The sequence below is a fragment of the Aquisalinus luteolus genome (genome assembly GCF_009712425.2).
Taxonomy (GTDB): Bacteria; Pseudomonadota; Alphaproteobacteria; order Caulobacterales; family Parvularculaceae; genus Aquisalinus; species Aquisalinus luteolus.
Genome location: NZ_VCJR02000001.1, coordinates 907,050 through 925,886, shown reverse-complemented (window position 1 = coordinate 925,886; position 18,837 = coordinate 907,050). Strand labels below are relative to the sequence as shown.

Below are 18,837 nucleotides of genomic sequence, written 5' to 3'. Positions count from 1 at the left end.
CAATGGCGCATCGTTTGCATCTGGCGGCAACGGGGCGTTGAGATAAACCAGACCCGCCAAGTACAGACAAAGCAACCAGGACCCTCATGCGTTTTGAAGACCTTGGGCTTGAGCCCAAAATTCTGAAAGCCCTTACCGAAGCGGGCTATGAATCCCCCACGCCGATCCAGGAAAAAGCCATCCCTGAGGCGCTCGCGGGCAAGGACGTGCTCGGCATCGCCCAGACCGGTACCGGCAAGACGGCGGGCTTCACCCTGCCGATGATCCACCGCCTGTCCAAGGGCCGCTCGAAAGCGCGCATGCCGCGCTCCCTCGTCCTGTGCCCAACGCGCGAGCTTGCCGCCCAGGTGTCCGAAAGCTTCGAGAAATACGGCAAGTACCACAAGCTTTCCATGGCACTCCTTATCGGTGGCGTTTCCTTCGCCGAACAGGACATGAAGCTGACGCGCGGCGTCGATGTACTGATCGCGACCCCGGGCCGCCTGCTCGACCATTTCGAGCGCGGCAAGCTGCTGCTGACCGGCGTCGAGGTGATGGTCGTCGATGAGGCCGACCGCATGCTCGACATGGGCTTCATCCCCGACATCGAAAAGATCTTCAAGCTGACACCGTTCACCCGCCAGACGCTGTTCTTCTCGGCGACCATGCCGGCGGAGATCCAGCGAATCACCGACCAGTTCCTGTCGGCCCCTGCCCGCATCGAGGTTTCGCGCCCGGCGACGACCGCAGATACGATCACGCAGAAGATCGTTCGTGTACCGGCCCGCGACGACAAGCTGAAACGCGCTGCCCTGCGCAAGCTGATCGACGATCACGACGTGCAGAACGGCATCGTCTTCTGCAACCGCAAGACTAATGTCGATATCGTCGCCAAGTCGCTGCAGAAGCACGGCTATAATGCCCGCCCGATCCATGGCGACCTCGCCCAATCCTTCCGCATGGAAACGCTGGAGAAATTCCGCAAGGGCGAGACGAGCCTGCTGATCGCGTCTGACGTTGCCGCCCGTGGCCTCGACATCCCCGCTGTCAGCCACGTCTTCAATTTCGACGTGCCGGTCAATTCCGACGACTATGTCCACCGGATCGGTCGCACCGGTCGCGCAGGACGCAAAGGCGCGGCCTTCATGCTGGTCACGCCTGCGGACGGCAAGGCCTATGACGCCGTCCTGAAAACCATCGGTGCCGACGCGATCGAAGAAGAGGATTTCGGCGATTTCTTCGAGCATAACAAGCCGGAGAAGAAATCGCGCGGCAGTTCCCGAAAGAGCGCCGACAAGGGCGATACCTCCGACAAAAGCGACCAAGACGACAAAAAGGAAAAGCCGTCTCGCAAGCGCACACCGAAAAAGAGTGACCAGCCTGAAGAAGCGGCAAACGCGTCCGGCGGCACTGTTGCCTCGCCCGACGACACAGCCAGAAAACCGTCTCGCGGTCGCGGCAAGAAAAAAAGCGACGATGATTCGGTCGTCGGCATGGGCGATCACACGCCTGCCTTCCTGCTGCGCCCGGGTCTGTAGCCCCTTTCTGCTGGCATCAGCCGCCCTGTCCGCAATTCCCGGCCAAGGAAAAGCCTGAGATTGGCAGGAACTTTTCCGGCCTAAGTCCTATATTAGGACTATGGAAACGCACACGGATATCGATCAATTCCCGCCGGAAGTCAGAGAGATGATGGCGGACGACTATACAATCCCACAGGGTTGGGACCGTTACACCGACGAAGAGCACCGCACTTGGGACACGCTCTATGAGCGCCAGGTGAAGCTGCTGCCCGGCAAGGCCGAGCAGTCTTTTATCGATGGGCTCAAGGCGCTGGATCTCGGGCGCGGTGGCATCCCCAATTTCGAGACCATGTCGGATGAGCTGGAAAGCCTGACCGGCTGGCGTGTCGTTGCCGTGCCGGGGCTGGTGCCGGACGAAGTGTTTTTCGATCACCTCGCCAACCGCCGCTTCCCCGCCGGTAATTTTATCCGCCGCGCCGACCAGCTCGACTACCTTCAGGAACCGGATGTCTTTCATGACGTGTTCGGCCATGTGCCGATGCTGACCAATCCGGTCTTCGCCGACTATATGCAGGCTTATGGCAAGGGCGGTTTGCGCTCCCTCGATTCCGGCTGCCTGAAGAACCTTGCCGCGCTTTATTGGTATACGGTCGAATTCGGCCTGATCCAGACTGACGACGGCTTGCGCATCTATGGTGCAGGCATTGTTTCATCAGCCTCGGAAAGCGTCTTCTCCCTGAAGGACCCATCACCGCACCGGCTGCACTTCGACCTCGAACGGGTCATGCGCACAGACTATCGCATCGACGACTTCCAGCAGACCTATTTCGTCATCGACAGTTATGAGGACCTGTTCCACGCCACGGTCGATACGGATTTCGGCCCGATCTATGAGCGGCTGCAGGGCGTCGACGAAAAATACCCTGTCGATACGATCCTGAATGAGGAAGAAGTCATCCATCGCGGGACGCAGGACTATGCCAACAAGGGTGGCAGGCTGGCGCAAGCCGAAAGCCGCAATTGACACTCGTTAGCATCTGGAACTTTCAGTCCTTTCCTTCCTTAGCTTGTTGAAACGACACGGAGGAAAACCCGATGGATATTTATACCCGTCTGAAAAAAGACCACGACACCCAGCGAGATCTGGGCGAGCAAATCGCCAATACAGAAGGCGACAGCAATGAACGCCGCGTTCTCTGGCAGCGCTACAAGATCGAGCTAGAGGCCCATGCCTCTGCCGAGGAACAAACGTTCTATGCTGAGCTTATGAGCCATCCGGAAGCCTCAGACCAGACCCGGCACTCTGTTGCCGAGCACAAGGATGCCGCTGACCTCGTCGAGGAAATCGATGACATGGACATGTCCTCCCCCGGCTGGTTGACGAAATTCAAGCAGCTCAGGCACGACATCGAACATCACGTGGATGAAGAGGAAGAGGATGTCTTCCCACTCGCCAAAAAGAACATTGATGATGGCAGGGCAAAGGAGCTAGCCAGCGAGTTCAACGATCGCAAACCAGCAGAAGAAGAAAAGGAAGCAGCCGAATAGGCTGCTTTTTTCTTAGTCGGCAATCATTTCCACATCACAGCCACGGAAGATCAGCAATGGCCCTTCTTCCGCCTCCGGAACAGTCAGGGCGGCGATGCCTGCACAGCCTTCGATCGAAATAGACAGGTCCGCCGGATAAGACTGGATATCATGGCGCAACTGCCAACGCACGCCGGCAGGTTCCAGAGGACGCTGGCCACTATAGATCTCCCGACCATTAACCCGCATCACCAACATCTTGCCGGCATAATCCCCGACAATTTCGAACTCGTTTTTCTGCGGCGGCGGCTGCATGGGCGGCGGAATGATATCGCTGCTGGCGGCCCTGTTCTGTGGCACATCGCCACCGGCGGTAATCGTATCGGTTAAGTCAGCAGCGCTGCTGCACGCAGACAGCAAGCCTGCAGCAAGAAAACCTGATGCGCATTTCAGGAAAGTAGTCATGAAATCATTCCCCTTTTACTCACAAGACTGCCAATATCAGAATGATCCGGCAAGGCCTTGAGAGCATTGAATGCCTCCACGCGTTACAGGCCGGAAAGTCCTTTCAGCAGCTCATCGTGAAAACGTTCCGGCTCCTGAATATGAGGGCTATGACCCAAGTCCGGGAATGTCACCAACTTACTGTCAATAATAGCGCTCGCAGTTTCTTCCGCGAGAATATCGTACTTTCCAAGGCTCTCGCGCACCTCGCCAGACACGCGTCCTTTGCCTATGGCAGTGTTGTCCAGTTCGCCAATCAGGATCAGCGTCGGTGCCTTGATGCGTCCAAGCTCATGCACGACCGGCTGGTTGAATACCATGTCCGCCGTCAGTGCCTGATGCCAAGCGGTGATCTCACCGCCCTCGCCCTGATACATCGACCACAGCATATCGACCCATTTGTTATAGTCCGGGCGCCACTCCCCGGCATAATAAGTGTTCTGCTGATAAGCCTTGATGCCATCGCGCGTTGTCTGCAGCTGGCTTTCATACAGGGCATCGACAGTGACGACCGGAACGCCTTTTGCGCGCCAGTCTTCCAGGCCTATCGGATTGACGAGGACGAGACCGGATAATTCATCTTCGTACTGGACGGCATACCGCATCGCGAGCATGCCACCCATGGAATGTCCCATTATGATCGGGTCTTCCACGCCGATAGCGGTCAGAAGGTCGTGTGTATTCGCTGCAAGCGTATGCAGCCCATACTGATAGCTGTCAGGTTTGGATGATTTGCAAAAGCCGATCTGGTCAGGCGCGACAACCCGATACCCTTCATCGAGCAGTACCTGCATGGTCTCACCCCATGTCGCCCCACAGAAATTCTTGCCATGGAGAAGGACAACCGTTCTACCGTTTGGACTTTCGGGAGTCACATCCATATAGGCCATTTCCAAGGCCTTTTGCTGGGAGACAAGCGCGTGGCGTTTCACCACCCAAGGATAGTCGAAATTCTCCAGCATGGGCCCCGCCAAAGCAAGACCCGGCAGGACAAGGGCGGAAACGGCAGCGACGAGGCTTCTGACAAGTGTTCTCATCACACCGATATGGTCGCCATTACCCTGAAGTCGACAGATTAATCCTCAAAAAACCCCGCTGCGGGCAGCGCAGCGGGGTCAAGACGAACCCATGCAAGCACAGGTCCATAGGAAGCTCTTTCAAGATCAGGCATCCAGTTCGGCGGAAACGGTCTCGATCTTGTTCTTCTTGAATGTGCAGGTAACGACATATTTCTCGCCGCCCGCATTGGGGATCGCCTCCAGTGTCAGGATACGGTTGGAATTGCCCTTTTTCTTCTCGAAGCTGAGGCGGTATTCGTCCATGTTCAGCGTGCCTTGTTCTGCCAGCGCTGCACGGCAATCTTCGATATCATCCTGTGTGCTCGCATGCGCGGGAACAGCAAAGCCCATCAGGCTGAGTACACTCAGGGCACCTAAAACTTTCATATTCATGGGAAATCTCCAGTTCGACCTTTCGGTTTCCCTTGAGACCTAAGCCCTCACATTCTATGCTTCAAATACATAATACTCATTTAGGTTATACGTGAATCGTATGAATGATCGCCCCCTCGAATCGCTCGACCTGAACCTTCTGATGGCTCTGCACTGGCTGCTGACAGAGCGCAGCGTCACTGATGCTGCCCGGCGGCTCAACCTTTCACAACCGGCAACCAGCCGCGCCCTTGCCCGCCTGCGCGAGTTGTTCGGCGATCCGTTACTGGTCAAGTCCGGCCGGGCGATGTTGCCGACGCCTAAAGCGGAACGGCTACAGCCGGCTGTCGCCCGGATGATCGAGAGCCTGCGCGATGTCATGCGGGCCAATGAGGAGTTCGATCCGGCGACCCAGAAAGGCCGGGTCCGCATCGCCAGCTTCGACTATATCGGCGTGATCATTTCTCATGCCTGGATACAGGCGATCAAACCCCTGGCCCCGGCGCTGGAACTGGACATTGTCGATCTCAGCTATGCCTCGGCGCGCGAGCTAATCTCAGGCCAGATCGATCTGGTCATCATGCCGGATATGCGGCTAGCCCGGAACAAGCCACGCGTCGACTTCGACCAGTTCGTACAGAAACCGATCTTCAACGACCGTTTCATGTCCTGCGTCAGGAAAGAACATCCGCTCGCATCCCGGAAAGTCACGCTGGAGCTCTATCTCGACTACGAGCATGCCCTCATCAATCCGGAAGGCAAGGAAAGAGGCGTTGTCGACGAGGTTCTGGCGGAAAACGGGGATACGAGAAACATCGCCTATCGCACGGCCGGTTTTTTGATGGCGCTGGCGACCGTGATGCACACCGATGCCATTCTCACGGCGCCCGCCGCCCTGTTCAGCGTCCTGCCCGACAAGTTTCACTGTTTCGAGCCGCCTGTGCCCCTGCCCCCCATCGCGATGAACGGGGCCTGGCATCCGAACTGGACCCATGACCCGCGCCATAAATGGTTGCGCGAGCAGCTTTTCAGCGAGCTGGCCAAGCGCAACCGCTAGGCCGGCCCTGATCTATGCGAGCCTGGCTTCCAGCTTGCTGAAGAAAGTCTCGATGCGGTTGGCATTGGCGCCGACATCGGAGCCGCCAATACGCGACTTGGACCGCATGTCGATCGTCAGCGGTGTATCCTCGCGATTGAAGCGGATGACGACATCATCCTTGAAGCCCCACCAGCGGCTGGTATGGGTCGCCTCGATGCGCCCGGCGGCTTCATCAGCCTCCACGATCACCAGCCCCATCTCCTGCAAGACCTGCAGGGAGAGATCGAAGACCGTGCCATAATCGGCATCCACCGTAACCGTGTCGATGTCCGGATAGGCTTCCAGCTGCCGTGCGGTCTGCTCGCGGTCATATTCCGGCGGATTGGTCGCGCCGGTTTCCGCACGCAGCGGGACCACGGCGACGAATTGCGGCGGTGTTTGCGTATCCGTCGTTATGTCATGGATGGGCGGCACCCTGGAGGCATTGTGGCGAATGCCCAGCGGACCGGCAGCACAGCCAAGCAGGATCAGCGCAGACAGGATGGCAAACAGGCCAGAGCCCGCCTGCCTGGCGAAAAGGCCGATCAGGCCCAGCACAGCGGCAATTCCGGCGATAAACAACATCGGCATGAGCATCTGGAAGGAGAAGCTGAAAGCCGCTCCGAATTCTCGCATATCCATTCGATAAGCCAGCGTGTTGCCGACATAGACGAGCACGGTTGCCAGCGCGACGAAGGCGGACAGTCTGATAATCAGTCCCATGAGGATCTCCTACTCAGTCTCAGTATCTTGCAACAGGTCCAGAGCCGCAGCGGTCATCGCCTCGACACCTGTCAGAATGGTCGGGCGCGGCTGCGGTGCAAAGAAAGGTGAATGCAGCGACGGCAAGGGTTCACCGCCAGCCTGTGCCGCAGCAACCTTCTCAGCCGACACGGCACCGATCCAGAAGATCATTGTCGGTATCTTCGGCTCCAGCCGGCCATACCAGGCGAAATCCTCACCGCCCATCACGGGGTCAGCCTGAATCACATTGTCAGCCCCGAACCTGGCAACGAAACGGTTGGCCAAGCGATCGGCCAGTTCCGGATCATTATAGGTCGAGGGCGTATAATCCTGCTCGATCTCTATGCGCGGATAAAGCTCCTCCGGCAGTCCGACCGAGGCGGCCTGTGCCCGCGCGATACGCTGGATACCATCCAGCAGTTTGGCACGAACTTCATCCGTGTAGGACCGAACGGTCAGCTGCAGGTGTGCCTCATCGGAAATGATGTTGTGCTTGGCCCCGGCATTGAAGGCGCCGACAGTGACGACTGCAGGCTCCAGCGGCGAGACTTCACGCGACACCAGTGTCTGCAGGGCCGTGACGATGCTGGCACCGACAACGACCGGATCTTTCGTCGTCTGCGGATACGCCCCGTGACCGCCGACACCCTTCACATAGATATCGACAGAATCCACATTGGCGAGCGCCCAGCCCGGCGTGTAAGCAACCTTGCCCGCCGGCAGGCTGGCGGAGTCGTGCAGTGCGACCACATAATCAGGACGCGGAAAACGTTCATAGAGGCCATCATCCAGCATGGCGCGGGCCCCGAGGCCGATTTCCTCCGCCGGCTGCGCGATCAGGATCAGCGTACCTGACCATTCACCCTTGCGCTCGACAAGCTGGCGCGCCGCACCGATCAGCGATGTCATGTGGATATCGTGCCCGCAGGCATGCATGATCGGCTGGACCTCGCCGAAGCGGTTCTCGCCTGTCGCGGTCGAGGCATAGGCAAGGCCGGTCTGTTCTGTGACCGGCAAGCCATCCATATCGGCGCGCAAGGTTACCACCGGCCCCTCGCCATTCCGCATCACGCCGACGACGCCGGTCTTGCCGACCCCTTCGGTGACGTCGAAACCGAGCTTGCGGAATTCAGCCGCCATGCGCCTGGCAGTCTCTACCTCCATAAAGGACAGTTCCGGATTGGCATGAAGGGTCTTGTACAGCCCATCCAGATAGCCGTAATCCGCCGCGATATCGCTTTTCAGGTCGGCTGCGTGTGCCGCACCGGCAAAGAACCCGATTGCCGCGATGGCAGCGCTGGTCAGCATGTGTCGCATAAGATGTCCCTTAACCATATTTTCCGACGCCCATAAACTGCCCGATCCCCTGCCCCAGCGCAAGCAAGCGCTTACAGCCAGGCCGGGGTAGGCAATCCGCCAGCAACGGCGCGAAGGTCGCCGCCATGGCTTTCGGCACTAGGTAAATGACGGAGCAACAGACCGGGGAACGATGATTGGATTTCTGAACGATTTTCTGTGGGGCAGCGTGCTGATCTATGTGCTGATCCCGATTGGCCTTTGGTTCACCATCCAGTCGCGTTTCGTGCAGGTACGCCACTTCATCCACATGTTCTCCATCTTCAAGGAGGCCTTCGGCAAGGGCGAAGACGGCAAGCCGACTTCCTTTCAGGCTCTCGCCCTGTCCGTGGCGGGACGTGTGGGCGCCGGCAATATCGCCGGGGTAGCCGTGGCGATCTCCCTTGGCGGACCCGGTGCCATTTTCTGGATGTGGATTGTCGGCCTGGTCGGCATGGCGACCAGCTTTTTCGAATGTACGCTGGCGCAGGCCTACAAACGGCTGGAGCCTGACACCGGCACCTATCGCGGCGGGCCTGCCTATTACATAAAGCACGGGCTGTCGAAGCGTCTCGGCAAGGGAGCGATCTGGCTTGCGGGGTTCTATTCGATCCTGTTGCTGGTCACGTTCGGCTTCGCTTTCAGCGTGTTGCAGAGCTATGCGATTTCGACCTCCATGGCCGATGCCTTCAGCGTTCCGCCTGTCGCAACGGGGCTGGTGCTTGCTGCCGTCATCGCCCTTGTCATTTTTGGCGGCATCAACCGCATCACGGCGGTAACGGAATATGTCGTGCCGATCATGGCGATCATCTACATCGTCATGGTGGTCTTTGTGATTGCCATGAATGCCAGCGAATTACCGTCCGTATTCAGCCGTATCTTCTCCGGCGCCTTCGGGCTCGATGCCGCCATTGGCGGCGGTATCGGCGCCGCGGTAACCAACGGCGTGCGGCGCGGTCTTTTCTCCAACGAGGCAGGCCTCGGCTCAGCCCCGAATGTCGCCGCTGTCGCCCATGTGCGCCACCCGGCGCGTCAGGGTGTCGTTCAGGCCCTTTCTGTCTTCATCGACACGATGCTGATCTGCACCTGCACGGCATCGATCATCCTGCTGTCGGACATCCAGCCGATGACAACCGATCTCGACGGGGTCGTCCTGACACAGAATGCCCTTGCCGATCACATCGGTGGCTGGGCGCAGGGCTTCATTGCTTTCGCGCTGCTGCTCTTCGTCTTCTCGTCGATCATGTACAATTATTTTCTTGGCGAGAACGCCCTGAGCTTCTTCAGCCGGGACCACAAGCTGGCCTATCGACTGTTTCGCTTCGCGACGCTGGGCTTCATCATCATCGGGGCGACCATCGACTTCGGTCCGGCTTTCGCCTTTGCCGACCTGACCATGGGTGTGCTGGCGCTGACGAACCTTTTCGCGTTGATCCTTCTCTTCCCCATCGGGTTACGCCTGATGCGCGACTTCGATGGAAAGGCCAGCGGCGGGAAAGAGCCCGAGTTCGAGGCTAGTGAATTTGCCGATCTTGACCTGGATGCGACCGCCTGGCCCGCCCATCACTCCAGCAGGAATGAATAGCGAAGCTCGTCGCTTCCCGGAGCACGCGCCTCATAACCGCCGTCTTCCCGCTCGATTATCTGGACGCAGTCTTCCTTCAGGCCGAGAGGATTGAACGACCGGCAAAGCGTTGAGCCGGAGACGGTGTAATAGCCGGTTCTGACCAGTGAGTGAGATATGTAGTCGAACGTGCCATCCTGCCAGTACCGGATTTCATATAGCGTACCAAGGGGCGCAAGATTGGCCTCGTCCTCTGTCATAACGACACCTGTCTCGGTATGGGCAATCAGCAGATCGGAGAGATTTTCAGGACCGGGGTCACGGTTTAACAGAAACCATACCGCGCCCACAGCAAATAGCACGGCAACTGACCCCAGGGCGATGAACAACAGACGCATAACTCACTCGGCACTGTTCCTCCCCCGGATCGCTTTCTAGCGCCAGGAGGTGAACGTCACCGAAAAGAATTAAGTCAAATTGTACTGATCTTGAGCTTGTTACAGGAGATCGGAATATGCCTGCGGCATGAACGGAATATCCGTGTCGTCCGGCTTGGCGCCGGCCGCAGTCAACATACCATGAACCTGCCCGCGATGGTGGGTGCCATGGTTGAACATATGGGTGATCAGCACCCAGCGCGGCTTGGAGACTTCACGTTTGGCAGCACCGGAATACCAGCTGAGATCACCTTCGATATCTGCGTCGGTGACAGAGAGGGACCAGTCAATCATCTGCTGATCGAAATCTAAGCGGGCTGCCTTGAGTGCTTCCCAGGCGTCTATCTGGCTGGCAGACGCCGGAATGGTCGGGACTTTCGGGGCATCCGTTCCCGCAAGCCTGCTCATCCATATCTGGTCCGCCCACAGAATATGGTTCAGCGTTTCATGAATCGACCGGAAAAACGCACCACGGTCCAGCCGCCGGGCCTCATCGCTCAGGCTATCGGCTGCCCCGTAGAGAGAGTCATTCTGCCACCTGTTATAAACCGCCATCAAGCGAATATGGTCCGGGCTGATCATGGGTTCTCCTCCACGGATCTGTTATCGAGAAAGGTGAGCGCCTCAGCGAAGTCTTCCGCATCGGGATTACGATGGTCCATTCCCGAGATTTCCATAAACGTGCTGTTCTCCAGCCCTGCATCTAAATAGGCCTGATAGGCATCGCGCATACGGAAGCGGGCAAAATCCTGCGTACCGGTCAAGAAAACAAATCGGCGCTGTGCCATTTTCGCGAGAGCCGCCTCATCGCTCACTTCAAGCTTTTCCGCACCACAGACGAACAGTGCGCCATCGAACACGTCAGGGAAATATTCCACGAGCAGGCTGGTGATCTGCCCGCCCCGCGACAGGCCCGACGCATAGGAGCGGCCAGGCGCCGTTACGTAGTCCTTCCTGACAAGCGCCAGCGCGGCGATTGCCTCGCTCATGCGGCGCACGTCGGGCGTGCCATTGCCGGATTTCTCGGCGCTGATCCAGATCAGGTTTGCCTCGTCCAGCACGCCCTCCCAGCCATCGGGCACCGCGCCATGACGCATCGGGCTGGTATAGACGAAGACGCCTGGCGGGTTCGCAGGATCGTAGGTCGATGGCACGTAAAGCTGGAACTGTATCGGCTTGTCAGGCGGCAGGGCCCGGCCGACATCGGGCGCCTCAGCGGCCCCGAAAATTTGCTCGAGGCTGGCGCTTGCCTCAAAGCTACCGGTGCGCGGCGCTTCCTGTGCACTGGCACTGGTAACAAAAATAATCGCGGCAAATAGCAAGGGGATACATTTCATCGCTCCATCCCTCCCCGGACACCATGCCGCGCTGAAGAGACGAACGCAAATGAAAGGCGGGTTGATCAAGGCGCCTTGAAGCGCTCTTTCCATTCCTCGATCTGCGATTCCTCGACCTTGGTCACCAGAACCTCAGGCAGCTCGAACGCTGTGCCCGGTTTGACCATCGAGAGAATGTCCACCGCTTTGCCTTCGGGCCATGCTGGATAGGGCTCGTCCTCGCCGAAGATCGCCATGATCCTGGCAGACATGAACGGAATGACCGGCTGGGACAGCACGCCGAAAAGGCGGATCAGGTTCAGGCCCGTGCGCACGCCGACGGCGGCCTGTTCAGGGTCGGTCTTGAACGCCGTCCATGGCGCAGCGACCTGCAGATATTCATTGCCGGATACCCACATGGCACGCAGCTCGGCGAAGGCCTTGCGGAACTCCATCTGCGCCAGATACTCCGTATAGGCCGGAAGGCGCTTGTCGATCTCGGCATAGAGCGCCTGTTCCGCCGCGCCCGGCGTCCCGCCCTCAGGCACTTCAAGCCCGAACTTGGAATTGCAGAAGCGCGTGATGCGGTTGACGAAATTGCCTAGCACATCGGCGAGGTCCTTGTTCACCGATCCGGCGAAGCTTTCCAGCGTGAAAGAAGTATCGTCGCTCTCCGGCGCATTGGCCATCAGGTACCAGCGCCACGTATCGGCAGGCAACAATTCCAGCGCCTGGTCCATGAAGATGCCCCGGCCCTGCGAGGTCGAGAATTTGCCGCCATACCAGGTCAGCCAGTTGAGGCTCTTCAGCGTGTCGACCGTCTTCCACGGCTCTTCGGAGCCGAGCAACGTGCACGGGAAAGAGACGGTGTGGAAGGCGACATTGTCCTTGCCCATGAACTGGACATAGTTGACCTCGTCGGCACCCATGTCGGTGCGCCACCAGCTCTCCCAGTCCTTGCCGGTCTTCCTGGCCCATTCTTCGGTTGCGGCGATATACTCGATCGGCGCATCGAACCAGACATAGAAGACCTTGTTTTCGAAGCCCGGGCGCGGCGTGCCCTCATAAGCGACGGGTACACCCCATTTCAGGTCACGGGTGATCGACCGGTCGCGCAGGCCTTCGTCGAGCCACTTCTTGGCGATGGATTTCGTCAGGTAGGGCCAGCTTTTCTGGCCATCGACCCAGGTCTCAATCTTGTCCTGCAGCTTCGACTGCAACAGGTAGAGATGCTTCGTCTCGCGCACCTCGATGTCGCGCGAACCGGAGATCGCGGAATAGGGTTCGATCAGGTCGACCGGGTCCAGAAGGTTCCCGCAATTGTCGCACTGGTCGCCACGGGCCTTTTCGAACCCGCAATGGGGGCATGTGCCCTCGACATAGCGGTCCGGCAGGAAGCGTTCATCGGCAATGGAATAGACCTGCTCGTCGGCGCGCTCCTCGATCAGGCCGTTCTGTTCGAGGACATGGGCGAAATGCTGGGTCAGCTTGTGGTTGGATGCATCCGAGGAACGACCGAAATGGTCATAGGACAGCCCGAAGGCGTCCCCTGCCTTCTTCTGGATTTCGTGCTGCTCGGCGCAATAGTCTTCTACCGACTGGTCGGCGGCGCGGGCGGCAAGTTCTGCCGGCGTACCGTGCTCGTCGGTCGCGCAGATATACAGCACGTCATTGCCCCGCGCCCGCTCGAAACGTGCATAGACATCAGCCGGGAGCATCGAGCCGACGAGATTGCCGAGATGCTTGATGCCGTTGATATATGGCAGGGCGGAGGTGATCAGGATGCGCTTGGTCATGGAGTCTCACAGGCAGTTTTGGTCGCGGGATACAAACGCCCGCTGGAGTGCCCTGTGCTAGCGTTGTTTTAGCATCAGGACAATGCGCAGGGCCCCGGCGGCGAGGATTATACCCAGAAGAACCCAGTTCATCGATGTTGCCTCACCCGATCCGACGATGTGGATGATGTGCGCGCCTGAAAACAGCATCCAGATATACCAGGTAATATAGACCGGAACGGCGAGCCCGCGCCCCCGGCCCCAGCGGCTGATGACGGTGACGATCACCCAGGAATAGCTGACGAGCGCCCAGCCATAGACCGGCCACAGATACCATGGACCCGGCAGCCGCCATGCGACGATAAAATAGACGAACAGTAGTACGAGATGCAGGCCCTCTGCGATGATGAAGGGCCACCACGACCGGCGCTTGTTCGCGATGTTCAGCGGCAGCGCTTCTGTCACGAAGGCTGCGCAGAACAGGACCAGCGAGACGCGGGCCGCTCCCCTCGTCAGCTCGGCAATCGTGTCGAAATCAAATTCCATCGCAACGCTGTGCGCGAGATCAGCCGGTCAAGTCAAGTCCGGCATTGCGCGCCTGTGTCCGCTCCCAGTCTTTCGGCAGCCGCGTACCTGTCCAGATGAAGGCAATGATGCCGATAGCATAAGGCACGGCCAGCGATGTCATCGACAGGCGCAGGGCCTGCTCGGCGCCGTGGGCCTCCGTCAGCAGTGTCGATACCCATCCGACATAGGTCGGTCCACCGCCAAGCGCGACAAGGTTCAGGATGAAGAAGAACAGAGCTGTCGACATCGCCCGCACACGGATCGGTGCCAGCGTCTGCGCGATGGAGAAGGACGGCCCAAGATAGAAGCCAGACAGGAACAGGTAGATCGCAGTCAACGTCATCGCCATGGCAAAGCTCTGCACCCAGAACGCCAGGATCAGGGCCGGGGCGCCAATCAGCAAGGCAACCGCAGGTGCCCAGGCATAGCCCGCCTTGGTCTTGCGCCCCCACCAGTCCGCGACAATGCCGCCAATAAACGTGCCGCCGGCATAAGCGATGCCATTGAGAATGCCGAAGATGACAAGCACGCGGGGCAGCGGCACCTCGGGGAATGTCCGGCCCAGATAGATGATCACGAAGGCACCCAGCGCATAGGCCCCGAAGGACGAGAATGAGATGCCGAAGCACATCCCCCACCATGACGGCACGGAGAGAAGTTGGCCGATGGACTTGCCAAGTGATGCCTGCGGGACCGCCTTGTCAGTCACATCCATCGCCCCGCGCTTGGGCTCGCGCACTGTCAGGCGCAGGACCACCGCCAGCACGACACCGGGGATACCGACGGCGATGAAGACTGTCCGCCAGTCAAGATTGGGCTGGCCGAGCAGCGCGGCGGACGCGAAATAGGCCGCCATGATGCCGAGCGGAATACCGAGGGAATAGATGCCGAGCGCCGTGCCCCGTTCCTCCTTGCTGAACAGGTCGGAGATCATCGAGTGCGAGGGCGGCGAGCCACCGGCCTCGCCGATGCCGACACCGGCACGGGCAAGCGCCAGCTGCAGATAGTTGGTAGCCATGCCCGACACGGCGGTGAACCCGCTCCAGACAGCCAGGGAGACGGCGACGATGTTTACGCGGTTGAACCGGTCGGCCAGCAACGCGATGGGAATACCGACGATCGTATAGAAGAGCGCGAAGAAGAAACCGGCGAGCAGGCCGATCTGGCCGTCATCGAGGCCAAGGTCGGCCTGGATATAGGGCGCGAGGATACCGAGAATCTGCCGGTCGATGAAGTTGAAAGCATAGACCAGCGTCAGCAGCAACAGCACGTAATAGCGATAGCCCTTGCTGCGTCTTTTCAAGTTTTCTTCCACTGCCACCGAACTGCCTCCCACTGCATCGTATTGTTTTTATTCCGGCTGAGCCTGCTAACAATTGCCCCAAACCGCAAGGAGGAAACGCACATGAAAGCCCTGATCAGCGACAAACCCGGTGGCCCGGAAACCCTTGAACTGCGCGAGATGGAGACGCCTGCCCCCGGCAAGGGCGAGGTGCTGATCGCCGTCAAGGCGGCTAGCGCGAACTTTCCCGATACGCTGGTCATCCGCGATCTCTACCAGTTTAAGCCGCCGCGTCCCTTCGCACCCGGCAGCGAGGTTGCAGGCGTGGTCGAAGCCGTCGGAGACGGCGTGACCCGGTTCAAGGAAGGCGACCGCGTCTTCGCGCTGCTGACCCAGCAGGGTGGCTATGCGACCCATGCCGTTGCCCATGAGACCGGGCTCGTTCCCCTGCCGGGCGGCATGCCGTTCGAGGAGGCCGCCGCCTTCATGATGACCTATGGCACGTCCTATTACGCCCTGAAGGACCGCGCGAAGCTGCAGGCGGGCGAGAGCCTGTTCATCTCGGGCGCGTCCGGCGGTGTCGGGTCCGCCGCCATCGAGCTGGGCAAGGCGATGGGCGCACGCGTCATCGCCGGTGTGTCCTCCCATTCGAAAGCCGAGTTCTGCAAGGAGATCGGCGCGGACGAGACCATCGTCTACGACACCGAGCTGAATAAAGACAACTCCAAGGACCTGTCGCGCCAGATCAAGACCATGGCTGGCGGCGAAGGCGTCGATGTTGTCTATGACGCGGTCGGTGGCGCCTATGCCGAACCTGCCCTGCGGGCGCTTGCCTGGGAAGGCCGGTTTCTGGTCGTCGGCTTCCCGGCAGGCATTCCGTCGATACCGCTGAACCTGACGCTTCTGAAAAGCTGCCAAATCGTCGGCGTGTTCTGGGGCGCGGGCGTGATGCGCGATCCGAAATCCCATGCAAAGAATGTCGAGGAACTGTTCGCTCTGTACAAGGACGGCAAGATCAAGCCGCGCATTACCGAACGTTTTGCGCTGAAAGATGCGGCGAAGGCTCTGGAGATGCTGGAGAACCGTCAGGCGACCGGGAAGATCATTATCACCATGGATGAATAACCGGAAGGCCTAGTCCCGCGAAACACCATAGCGCCACTGGTCGAGGACGTCCTGCAGGGCATCCTTGTCGGCGCTGCGGTTCAGCGGCGCCAGCCCGTCGCTGCTCACACGGCGGCTGCGGCTTTCAGACGGCAGGCTTGCGTCAGGCAGCCGGCGGAAACGGAAACGCATCGGCACTGGCGCGCCCTGCCCGACAGCGGCGGCCTCGCCATTGCCAAGTACGCCGACCGAAGACAGCGTGTCCGTCGCGCTTTCGGGCGTCACCTCATGCAGGTAATCCTTGTCGCTGGCGCTCGCCATACGCATGGCAAAGACAGTATTGCAATACTCCCACGCCTTCATGCTCAGCGAACGCGGCTGGGACGTGATCATCCCGATGCTGACATTATTCTTGCCGCTCTTCTCGATGATCTTGCCCAGCGTCCGGCTCGACAGGCTGGCATCGCCGGGATCGGCCGGCAGGAAACGGTGCGCCTCTTCCAGCAGCAGGAGGAAGGGCGTTGACTGTTCCGTCGCGCTGGCAACAAGCTGCATGTAACGGGTAACGGCGGAAACGACGACTTCGGCCACATCCTGCGACTGGTCGGCGAGCTGGAGCACAGTCACTGGCTTGCCCTCGACCGGAATGCGGAACAGTTTCGACAGGAAAGCAGCAAGGGAATCCTGCGCCCCGGCGCTCGACAGGAAGGTCTTGAAATGCGGGTCCTTTGCGACCGTGACGAGCCGCGTGCGCAGGCGGCGGAACGTCTCGCCGTCATAGCGCTGGTCCGTATGCGCACTGCGGTCGAGATAACCGACGACATCGCTGAACCGGTATGGCAGCGGCATGTCGACATTTACGGTAGAAAGCTCCGTCCCCTCGCGCACATAGTTGCTCGGGTTCGCCTGCAGGTATCGGCGGCGGGCAGCGCAGACGGCCTCGCCCAACAGCTCCAGTTCGGCTTCGCTGAGACGACCGGCGCTGGCCATGATCATATGGACAAGCTCGCGGAAAGTCAGCATCCAGTGCGACAGCGAGCCTGAACCAAGCCGCATGACATTGGCGACCTTTCCGAAGCAGTTGGTATATTCATTGTTGAGGTCGATCACGACCGTCCGGCACGGGTGGCGGTTCTGGATCAGTGTACGCACGATGGACGCGGCAGCGCAGGTCTTGCCAGCCCCGCTCATGCCGATGATGGCAAAATTGCTGTCCAGCAACGCCTTGGCATCGATCACCGCCGGCAGGGCCGAGCCGTCGCTCATCTCCCCGACGCGATAGTAATTTTCGTTATTGGTGCCGTAGAGAACTGACTTGTCCTCCAGGGTCAGCGACGCACCAATATCGCCAAGGGAAGGATACGCCGTGATGCCGCGCCGGAATAGCCGCGTACCGTCTTCGCCAACACGGAATTCCCCGATAATGCCAAGTTCGGCGATCAGGATATTGCCTTCTTCTTCGCCGATACCGGCAGCGGGGGCGCTAAGGCCCGAAACGCTGGTGACGATGTCCGCCCTGCCCGTTTCGATACAGATGGCATCGCCGATTCGCGGCATATGCTCTGCCTCATGGTCCTCGGGCAGGTCGATCATCATAAGGACGCGCGAGCCGCTGACGGAGACGACCTTCCCGATGCGCATGCGCAGCTGCTCGTCCGCAATGCGGCGGAAACTGGTTACAGTCTCCTCCCGTGAACGCTCCGTGCCCGGTGCGGATCTTGCCTGCGCCTGTTCGCTCATCTAACCCGCCATCCTGGTCAGCATTTCGCTGTCGACAGGGTCAGTCATCGCTGACTGCTCCCCAGCCGGCAGTGCCATGCGCACCGTCGTGCCGGATCCCTTCATGCTCTTCACGCTGAAACGTCCCCCGTTCAGTTCGATGAATGATTTGGCGATCGGCAGGCCGATGCCGACGCCCTCATATTTGCGGTCAAGGCCCTGATGCACCTGTTCGAAGATGCGCAAGGCACGGTCCAGTTCCTGCGGCGTCATGCCGATGCCATTGTCCTGTACCGCCAGATAGACCCAGTTGCGGTTATCCTGTTTGCGGCCTATGCGGGCGATGACTTTTGTTTCGCCGCCGGCATCGCAATAGGTGATCGCATTCTCGACCAGGTGCGAGATAGCGGTGATAACTTTATCCGGGTCGATATAGATATCCGGCAGGTCCTCATCGACGCTCAGCGACAGGGTGACATCGGCCCCCTCCGCCATCGGGCGGGCACGACTTACAACTTCCTCGAGGATTTCCAGCACAGGCGTTGCGCGCTGGTTCAGCTTGGCCCCGCCGCTTTCGGCAGCGGCCAGTTCCAGTAGCGTGTTGATGTGACCGAGCAGCAGGTCGGCGGATTGCAGGATATAGTCGAGATATTCGCTCGTCTGTTCCTCACTGAGGCCGTATTGCTTGGCGTCCTTCATCATGGTCGCGAAGCCGACAATGGCGTTCAGCGGCGTGCGCAGCTCGTGGTTCATGTTGGCGAGGAAGTCACCGCGGGACCGGTAGGCGAGTTCAGCCTCGATCTTTGCCGCCCTGAGGGTAATGTTTGCCCGCCGCCGCGCCAGCGCATCGCTGTAGCGGTCGATATAGTCATCCAGCAGGGAGCCGCCGGACCGGGCAAGACGACTATTGGGCAGCATTGCGTTCACCTTCGTTCAAGGGCTATCACCGCAACACT

At 59.5% G+C, this 18,837-nt stretch carries 19 protein-coding genes; 6 read left to right on the top strand and 13 right to left on the bottom strand.

Features of this window, described 5'->3' with window-relative positions:
• Positions 1-86 precede the first annotated feature (86 nt).
• The 3 genes from FF098_RS04180 to FF098_RS04170 all read left to right on the top strand — a co-directional run bounded on the left by FF098_RS04180 (position 87) and on the right by FF098_RS04170 (position 3,047).
• Positions 87-1,517 (top strand): DEAD/DEAH box helicase, encoded by a 1,431-nt coding sequence (locus FF098_RS04180; RefSeq protein ID WP_155137799.1) that lies wholly within the window; start codon positions 87-89, stop codon positions 1,515-1,517.
• 100 nt (positions 1,518-1,617) lie between these two features.
• Entirely contained in the window at positions 1,618-2,523 is a 906-nt protein-coding gene (gene phhA / locus FF098_RS04175; protein ID WP_205967373.1) for a phenylalanine 4-monooxygenase, read from the top strand.
• Positions 2,524-2,594: 71 nt separating this feature from the next.
• Entirely contained in the window at positions 2,595-3,047 is a 453-nt protein-coding gene (locus FF098_RS04170; protein ID WP_155137796.1) for a hemerythrin domain-containing protein, read from the top strand.
• A 12-nt stretch (positions 3,048-3,059) separates the two neighbouring features.
• On the opposite strand, the gene FF098_RS04165 is transcribed toward FF098_RS04170, so the two are convergent.
• From FF098_RS04165 to FF098_RS04155, 3 genes are all read right to left on the bottom strand, one after another.
• On the bottom strand, positions 3,060-3,491 hold the full coding sequence (locus FF098_RS04165) for a hypothetical protein (protein WP_155137793.1): 432 nt from the start codon (positions 3,489-3,491) through the stop codon (positions 3,060-3,062).
• A gap of 83 nt (positions 3,492-3,574) precedes the next feature.
• A complete protein-coding gene (locus tag FF098_RS04160) occupies positions 3,575-4,567 on the bottom strand; it encodes an alpha/beta fold hydrolase (protein ID WP_155139389.1) in 993 nt (330 codons plus the stop codon).
• Between the two features lie 126 nt (positions 4,568-4,693).
• The gene (locus FF098_RS04155; protein ID WP_155137790.1) at positions 4,694-4,981 is read right to left on the bottom strand and encodes a hypothetical protein; all 288 of its coding nucleotides are present in this window, start codon (positions 4,979-4,981) and stop codon (positions 4,694-4,696) included.
• A 100-nt stretch (positions 4,982-5,081) separates the two neighbouring features.
• Between FF098_RS04155 and FF098_RS04150 the strand changes: the two genes are divergently transcribed.
• On the top strand, positions 5,082-6,017 hold the full coding sequence (locus FF098_RS04150; protein ID WP_155137787.1) for a LysR family transcriptional regulator: 936 nt from the start codon (positions 5,082-5,084) through the stop codon (positions 6,015-6,017).
• A gap of 12 nt (positions 6,018-6,029) precedes the next feature.
• Here FF098_RS04150 and FF098_RS04145 read toward each other — a convergent pair whose 3' ends face one another.
• On the bottom strand, positions 6,030-6,761 hold the full coding sequence (locus FF098_RS04145) for a DUF1499 domain-containing protein (protein ID WP_155137784.1): 732 nt from the start codon (positions 6,759-6,761) through the stop codon (positions 6,030-6,032).
• Positions 6,762-6,770: 9 nt separating this feature from the next.
• Positions 6,771-8,099 (bottom strand): amidohydrolase, encoded by a 1,329-nt coding sequence (locus tag FF098_RS04140; RefSeq protein WP_155137781.1) that lies wholly within the window; start codon positions 8,097-8,099, stop codon positions 6,771-6,773.
• A 172-nt stretch (positions 8,100-8,271) separates the two neighbouring features.
• Between FF098_RS04140 and FF098_RS04135 the strand changes: the two genes are divergently transcribed.
• Positions 8,272-9,702 carry an alanine/glycine:cation symporter family protein gene (locus FF098_RS04135; RefSeq protein WP_155137778.1) on the top strand — a complete coding sequence of 477 codons (1,431 nt, stop codon included), beginning with the start codon at positions 8,272-8,274 and terminating at the stop codon, positions 9,700-9,702.
• Here FF098_RS04135 and FF098_RS04130 read toward each other — a convergent pair.
• The 6 genes from FF098_RS04130 to FF098_RS04105 form a co-directional block, all read right to left on the bottom strand.
• Positions 9,681-9,941 (bottom strand): hypothetical protein, encoded by a 261-nt coding sequence (locus tag FF098_RS04130; RefSeq protein ID WP_155137775.1) that lies wholly within the window; start codon positions 9,939-9,941, stop codon positions 9,681-9,683. The genes FF098_RS04135 and FF098_RS04130 overlap by 22 nt on opposite strands.
• Before the next feature lie 237 nt (positions 9,942-10,178).
• Positions 10,179-10,700: a DinB family protein gene (locus FF098_RS04125; protein ID WP_155137772.1), complete on the bottom strand. Its 522-nt coding sequence runs from the start codon at positions 10,698-10,700 to the stop codon at positions 10,179-10,181.
• The gene (locus FF098_RS04120; RefSeq protein WP_166426318.1) at positions 10,697-11,455 is read right to left on the bottom strand and encodes an alpha/beta hydrolase family protein; all 759 of its coding nucleotides are present in this window, start codon (positions 11,453-11,455) and stop codon (positions 10,697-10,699) included. The genes FF098_RS04125 and FF098_RS04120 overlap by 4 nt, the downstream gene beginning before the upstream one ends.
• A gap of 65 nt (positions 11,456-11,520) precedes the next feature.
• Complete coding sequence (gene metG, locus FF098_RS04115; RefSeq protein WP_155137766.1) at positions 11,521-13,230, bottom strand: methionine--tRNA ligase; 1,710 nt, start codon at positions 13,228-13,230, stop codon at positions 11,521-11,523.
• Positions 13,231-13,287: 57 nt separating this feature from the next.
• Positions 13,288-13,755 carry a hypothetical protein gene (locus FF098_RS04110; protein ID WP_155137763.1) on the bottom strand — a complete coding sequence of 156 codons (468 nt, stop codon included), beginning with the start codon at positions 13,753-13,755 and terminating at the stop codon, positions 13,288-13,290.
• A gap of 19 nt (positions 13,756-13,774) precedes the next feature.
• Positions 13,775-15,079, bottom strand: a complete 1,305-nt coding sequence (locus tag FF098_RS04105) for a spinster family MFS transporter (protein ID WP_155137760.1) — start codon at positions 15,077-15,079, stop codon at positions 13,775-13,777.
• A gap of 102 nt (positions 15,080-15,181) precedes the next feature.
• Between FF098_RS04105 and FF098_RS04100 the strand changes: the two genes are divergently transcribed.
• Positions 15,182-16,183, top strand: a complete 1,002-nt coding sequence (locus FF098_RS04100) for an NADPH:quinone oxidoreductase family protein (protein ID WP_155137757.1) — start codon at positions 15,182-15,184, stop codon at positions 16,181-16,183.
• 9 nt (positions 16,184-16,192) lie between these two features.
• On the opposite strand, the gene FF098_RS04095 is transcribed toward FF098_RS04100, so the two are convergent.
• Together FF098_RS04095 and FF098_RS04090 are read right to left on the bottom strand one after the other, a co-directional pair.
• Positions 16,193-17,902, bottom strand: a complete 1,710-nt coding sequence (locus FF098_RS04095) for an ATP-binding protein (protein ID WP_155137754.1) — start codon at positions 17,900-17,902, stop codon at positions 16,193-16,195.
• Positions 17,903-18,799 (bottom strand): sensor histidine kinase, encoded by an 897-nt coding sequence (locus FF098_RS04090; RefSeq protein ID WP_155137751.1) that lies wholly within the window; start codon positions 18,797-18,799, stop codon positions 17,903-17,905.
• Positions 18,800-18,837: the final 38 nt, after the last annotated feature.

Excerpts from the sequence above, each read along its gene's own strand:
- FF098_RS04155 (WP_155137790.1), bottom strand. The coding sequence starts at position 4,981 with ATGAATATGAAAGTTTTAGGTGCCCTGAGTGTACTCAGCCTGATGGGC.
- FF098_RS04170 (WP_155137796.1), top strand. The coding sequence starts at position 2,595 with ATGGATATTTATACCCGTCTGAAAAAAGACCACGACACCCAGCGAGAT.
- FF098_RS04120 (WP_166426318.1), bottom strand. The coding sequence starts at position 11,455 with ATGAAATGTATCCCCTTGCTATTTGCCGCGATTATTTTTGTTACCAGT.
- FF098_RS04150 (WP_155137787.1), top strand. The coding sequence starts at position 5,082 with ATGAATGATCGCCCCCTCGAATCGCTCGACCTGAACCTTCTGATGGCT.
- FF098_RS04100 (WP_155137757.1), top strand. The coding sequence starts at position 15,182 with ATGAAAGCCCTGATCAGCGACAAACCCGGTGGCCCGGAAACCCTTGAA.
- FF098_RS04130 (WP_155137775.1), bottom strand. The coding sequence starts at position 9,941 with ATGACAGAGGACGAGGCCAATCTTGCGCCCCTTGGTACGCTATATGAA.
- FF098_RS04145 (WP_155137784.1), bottom strand. The coding sequence starts at position 6,761 with ATGGGACTGATTATCAGACTGTCCGCCTTCGTCGCGCTGGCAACCGTG.
- FF098_RS04165 (WP_155137793.1), bottom strand. The coding sequence starts at position 3,491 with ATGACTACTTTCCTGAAATGCGCATCAGGTTTTCTTGCTGCAGGCTTG.
- FF098_RS04160 (WP_155139389.1), bottom strand. The coding sequence starts at position 4,567 with ATGAGAACACTTGTCAGAAGCCTCGTCGCTGCCGTTTCCGCCCTTGTC.
- FF098_RS04125 (WP_155137772.1), bottom strand. The coding sequence starts at position 10,700 with ATGATCAGCCCGGACCATATTCGCTTGATGGCGGTTTATAACAGGTGG.
- FF098_RS04135 (WP_155137778.1), top strand. The coding sequence starts at position 8,272 with ATGATTGGATTTCTGAACGATTTTCTGTGGGGCAGCGTGCTGATCTAT.
- FF098_RS04095 (WP_155137754.1), bottom strand. The coding sequence starts at position 17,902 with ATGAGCGAACAGGCGCAGGCAAGATCCGCACCGGGCACGGAGCGTTCA.
- FF098_RS04140 (WP_155137781.1), bottom strand. The coding sequence starts at position 8,099 with ATGCGACACATGCTGACCAGCGCTGCCATCGCGGCAATCGGGTTCTTT.
- FF098_RS04180 (WP_155137799.1), top strand. The coding sequence starts at position 87 with ATGCGTTTTGAAGACCTTGGGCTTGAGCCCAAAATTCTGAAAGCCCTT.
- phhA (WP_205967373.1), top strand. The coding sequence starts at position 1,618 with ATGGAAACGCACACGGATATCGATCAATTCCCGCCGGAAGTCAGAGAG.
- metG (WP_155137766.1), bottom strand. The coding sequence starts at position 13,230 with ATGACCAAGCGCATCCTGATCACCTCCGCCCTGCCATATATCAACGGC.
- FF098_RS04090 (WP_155137751.1), bottom strand. The coding sequence starts at position 18,799 with ATGCTGCCCAATAGTCGTCTTGCCCGGTCCGGCGGCTCCCTGCTGGAT.
- FF098_RS04110 (WP_155137763.1), bottom strand. The coding sequence starts at position 13,755 with ATGGAATTTGATTTCGACACGATTGCCGAGCTGACGAGGGGAGCGGCC.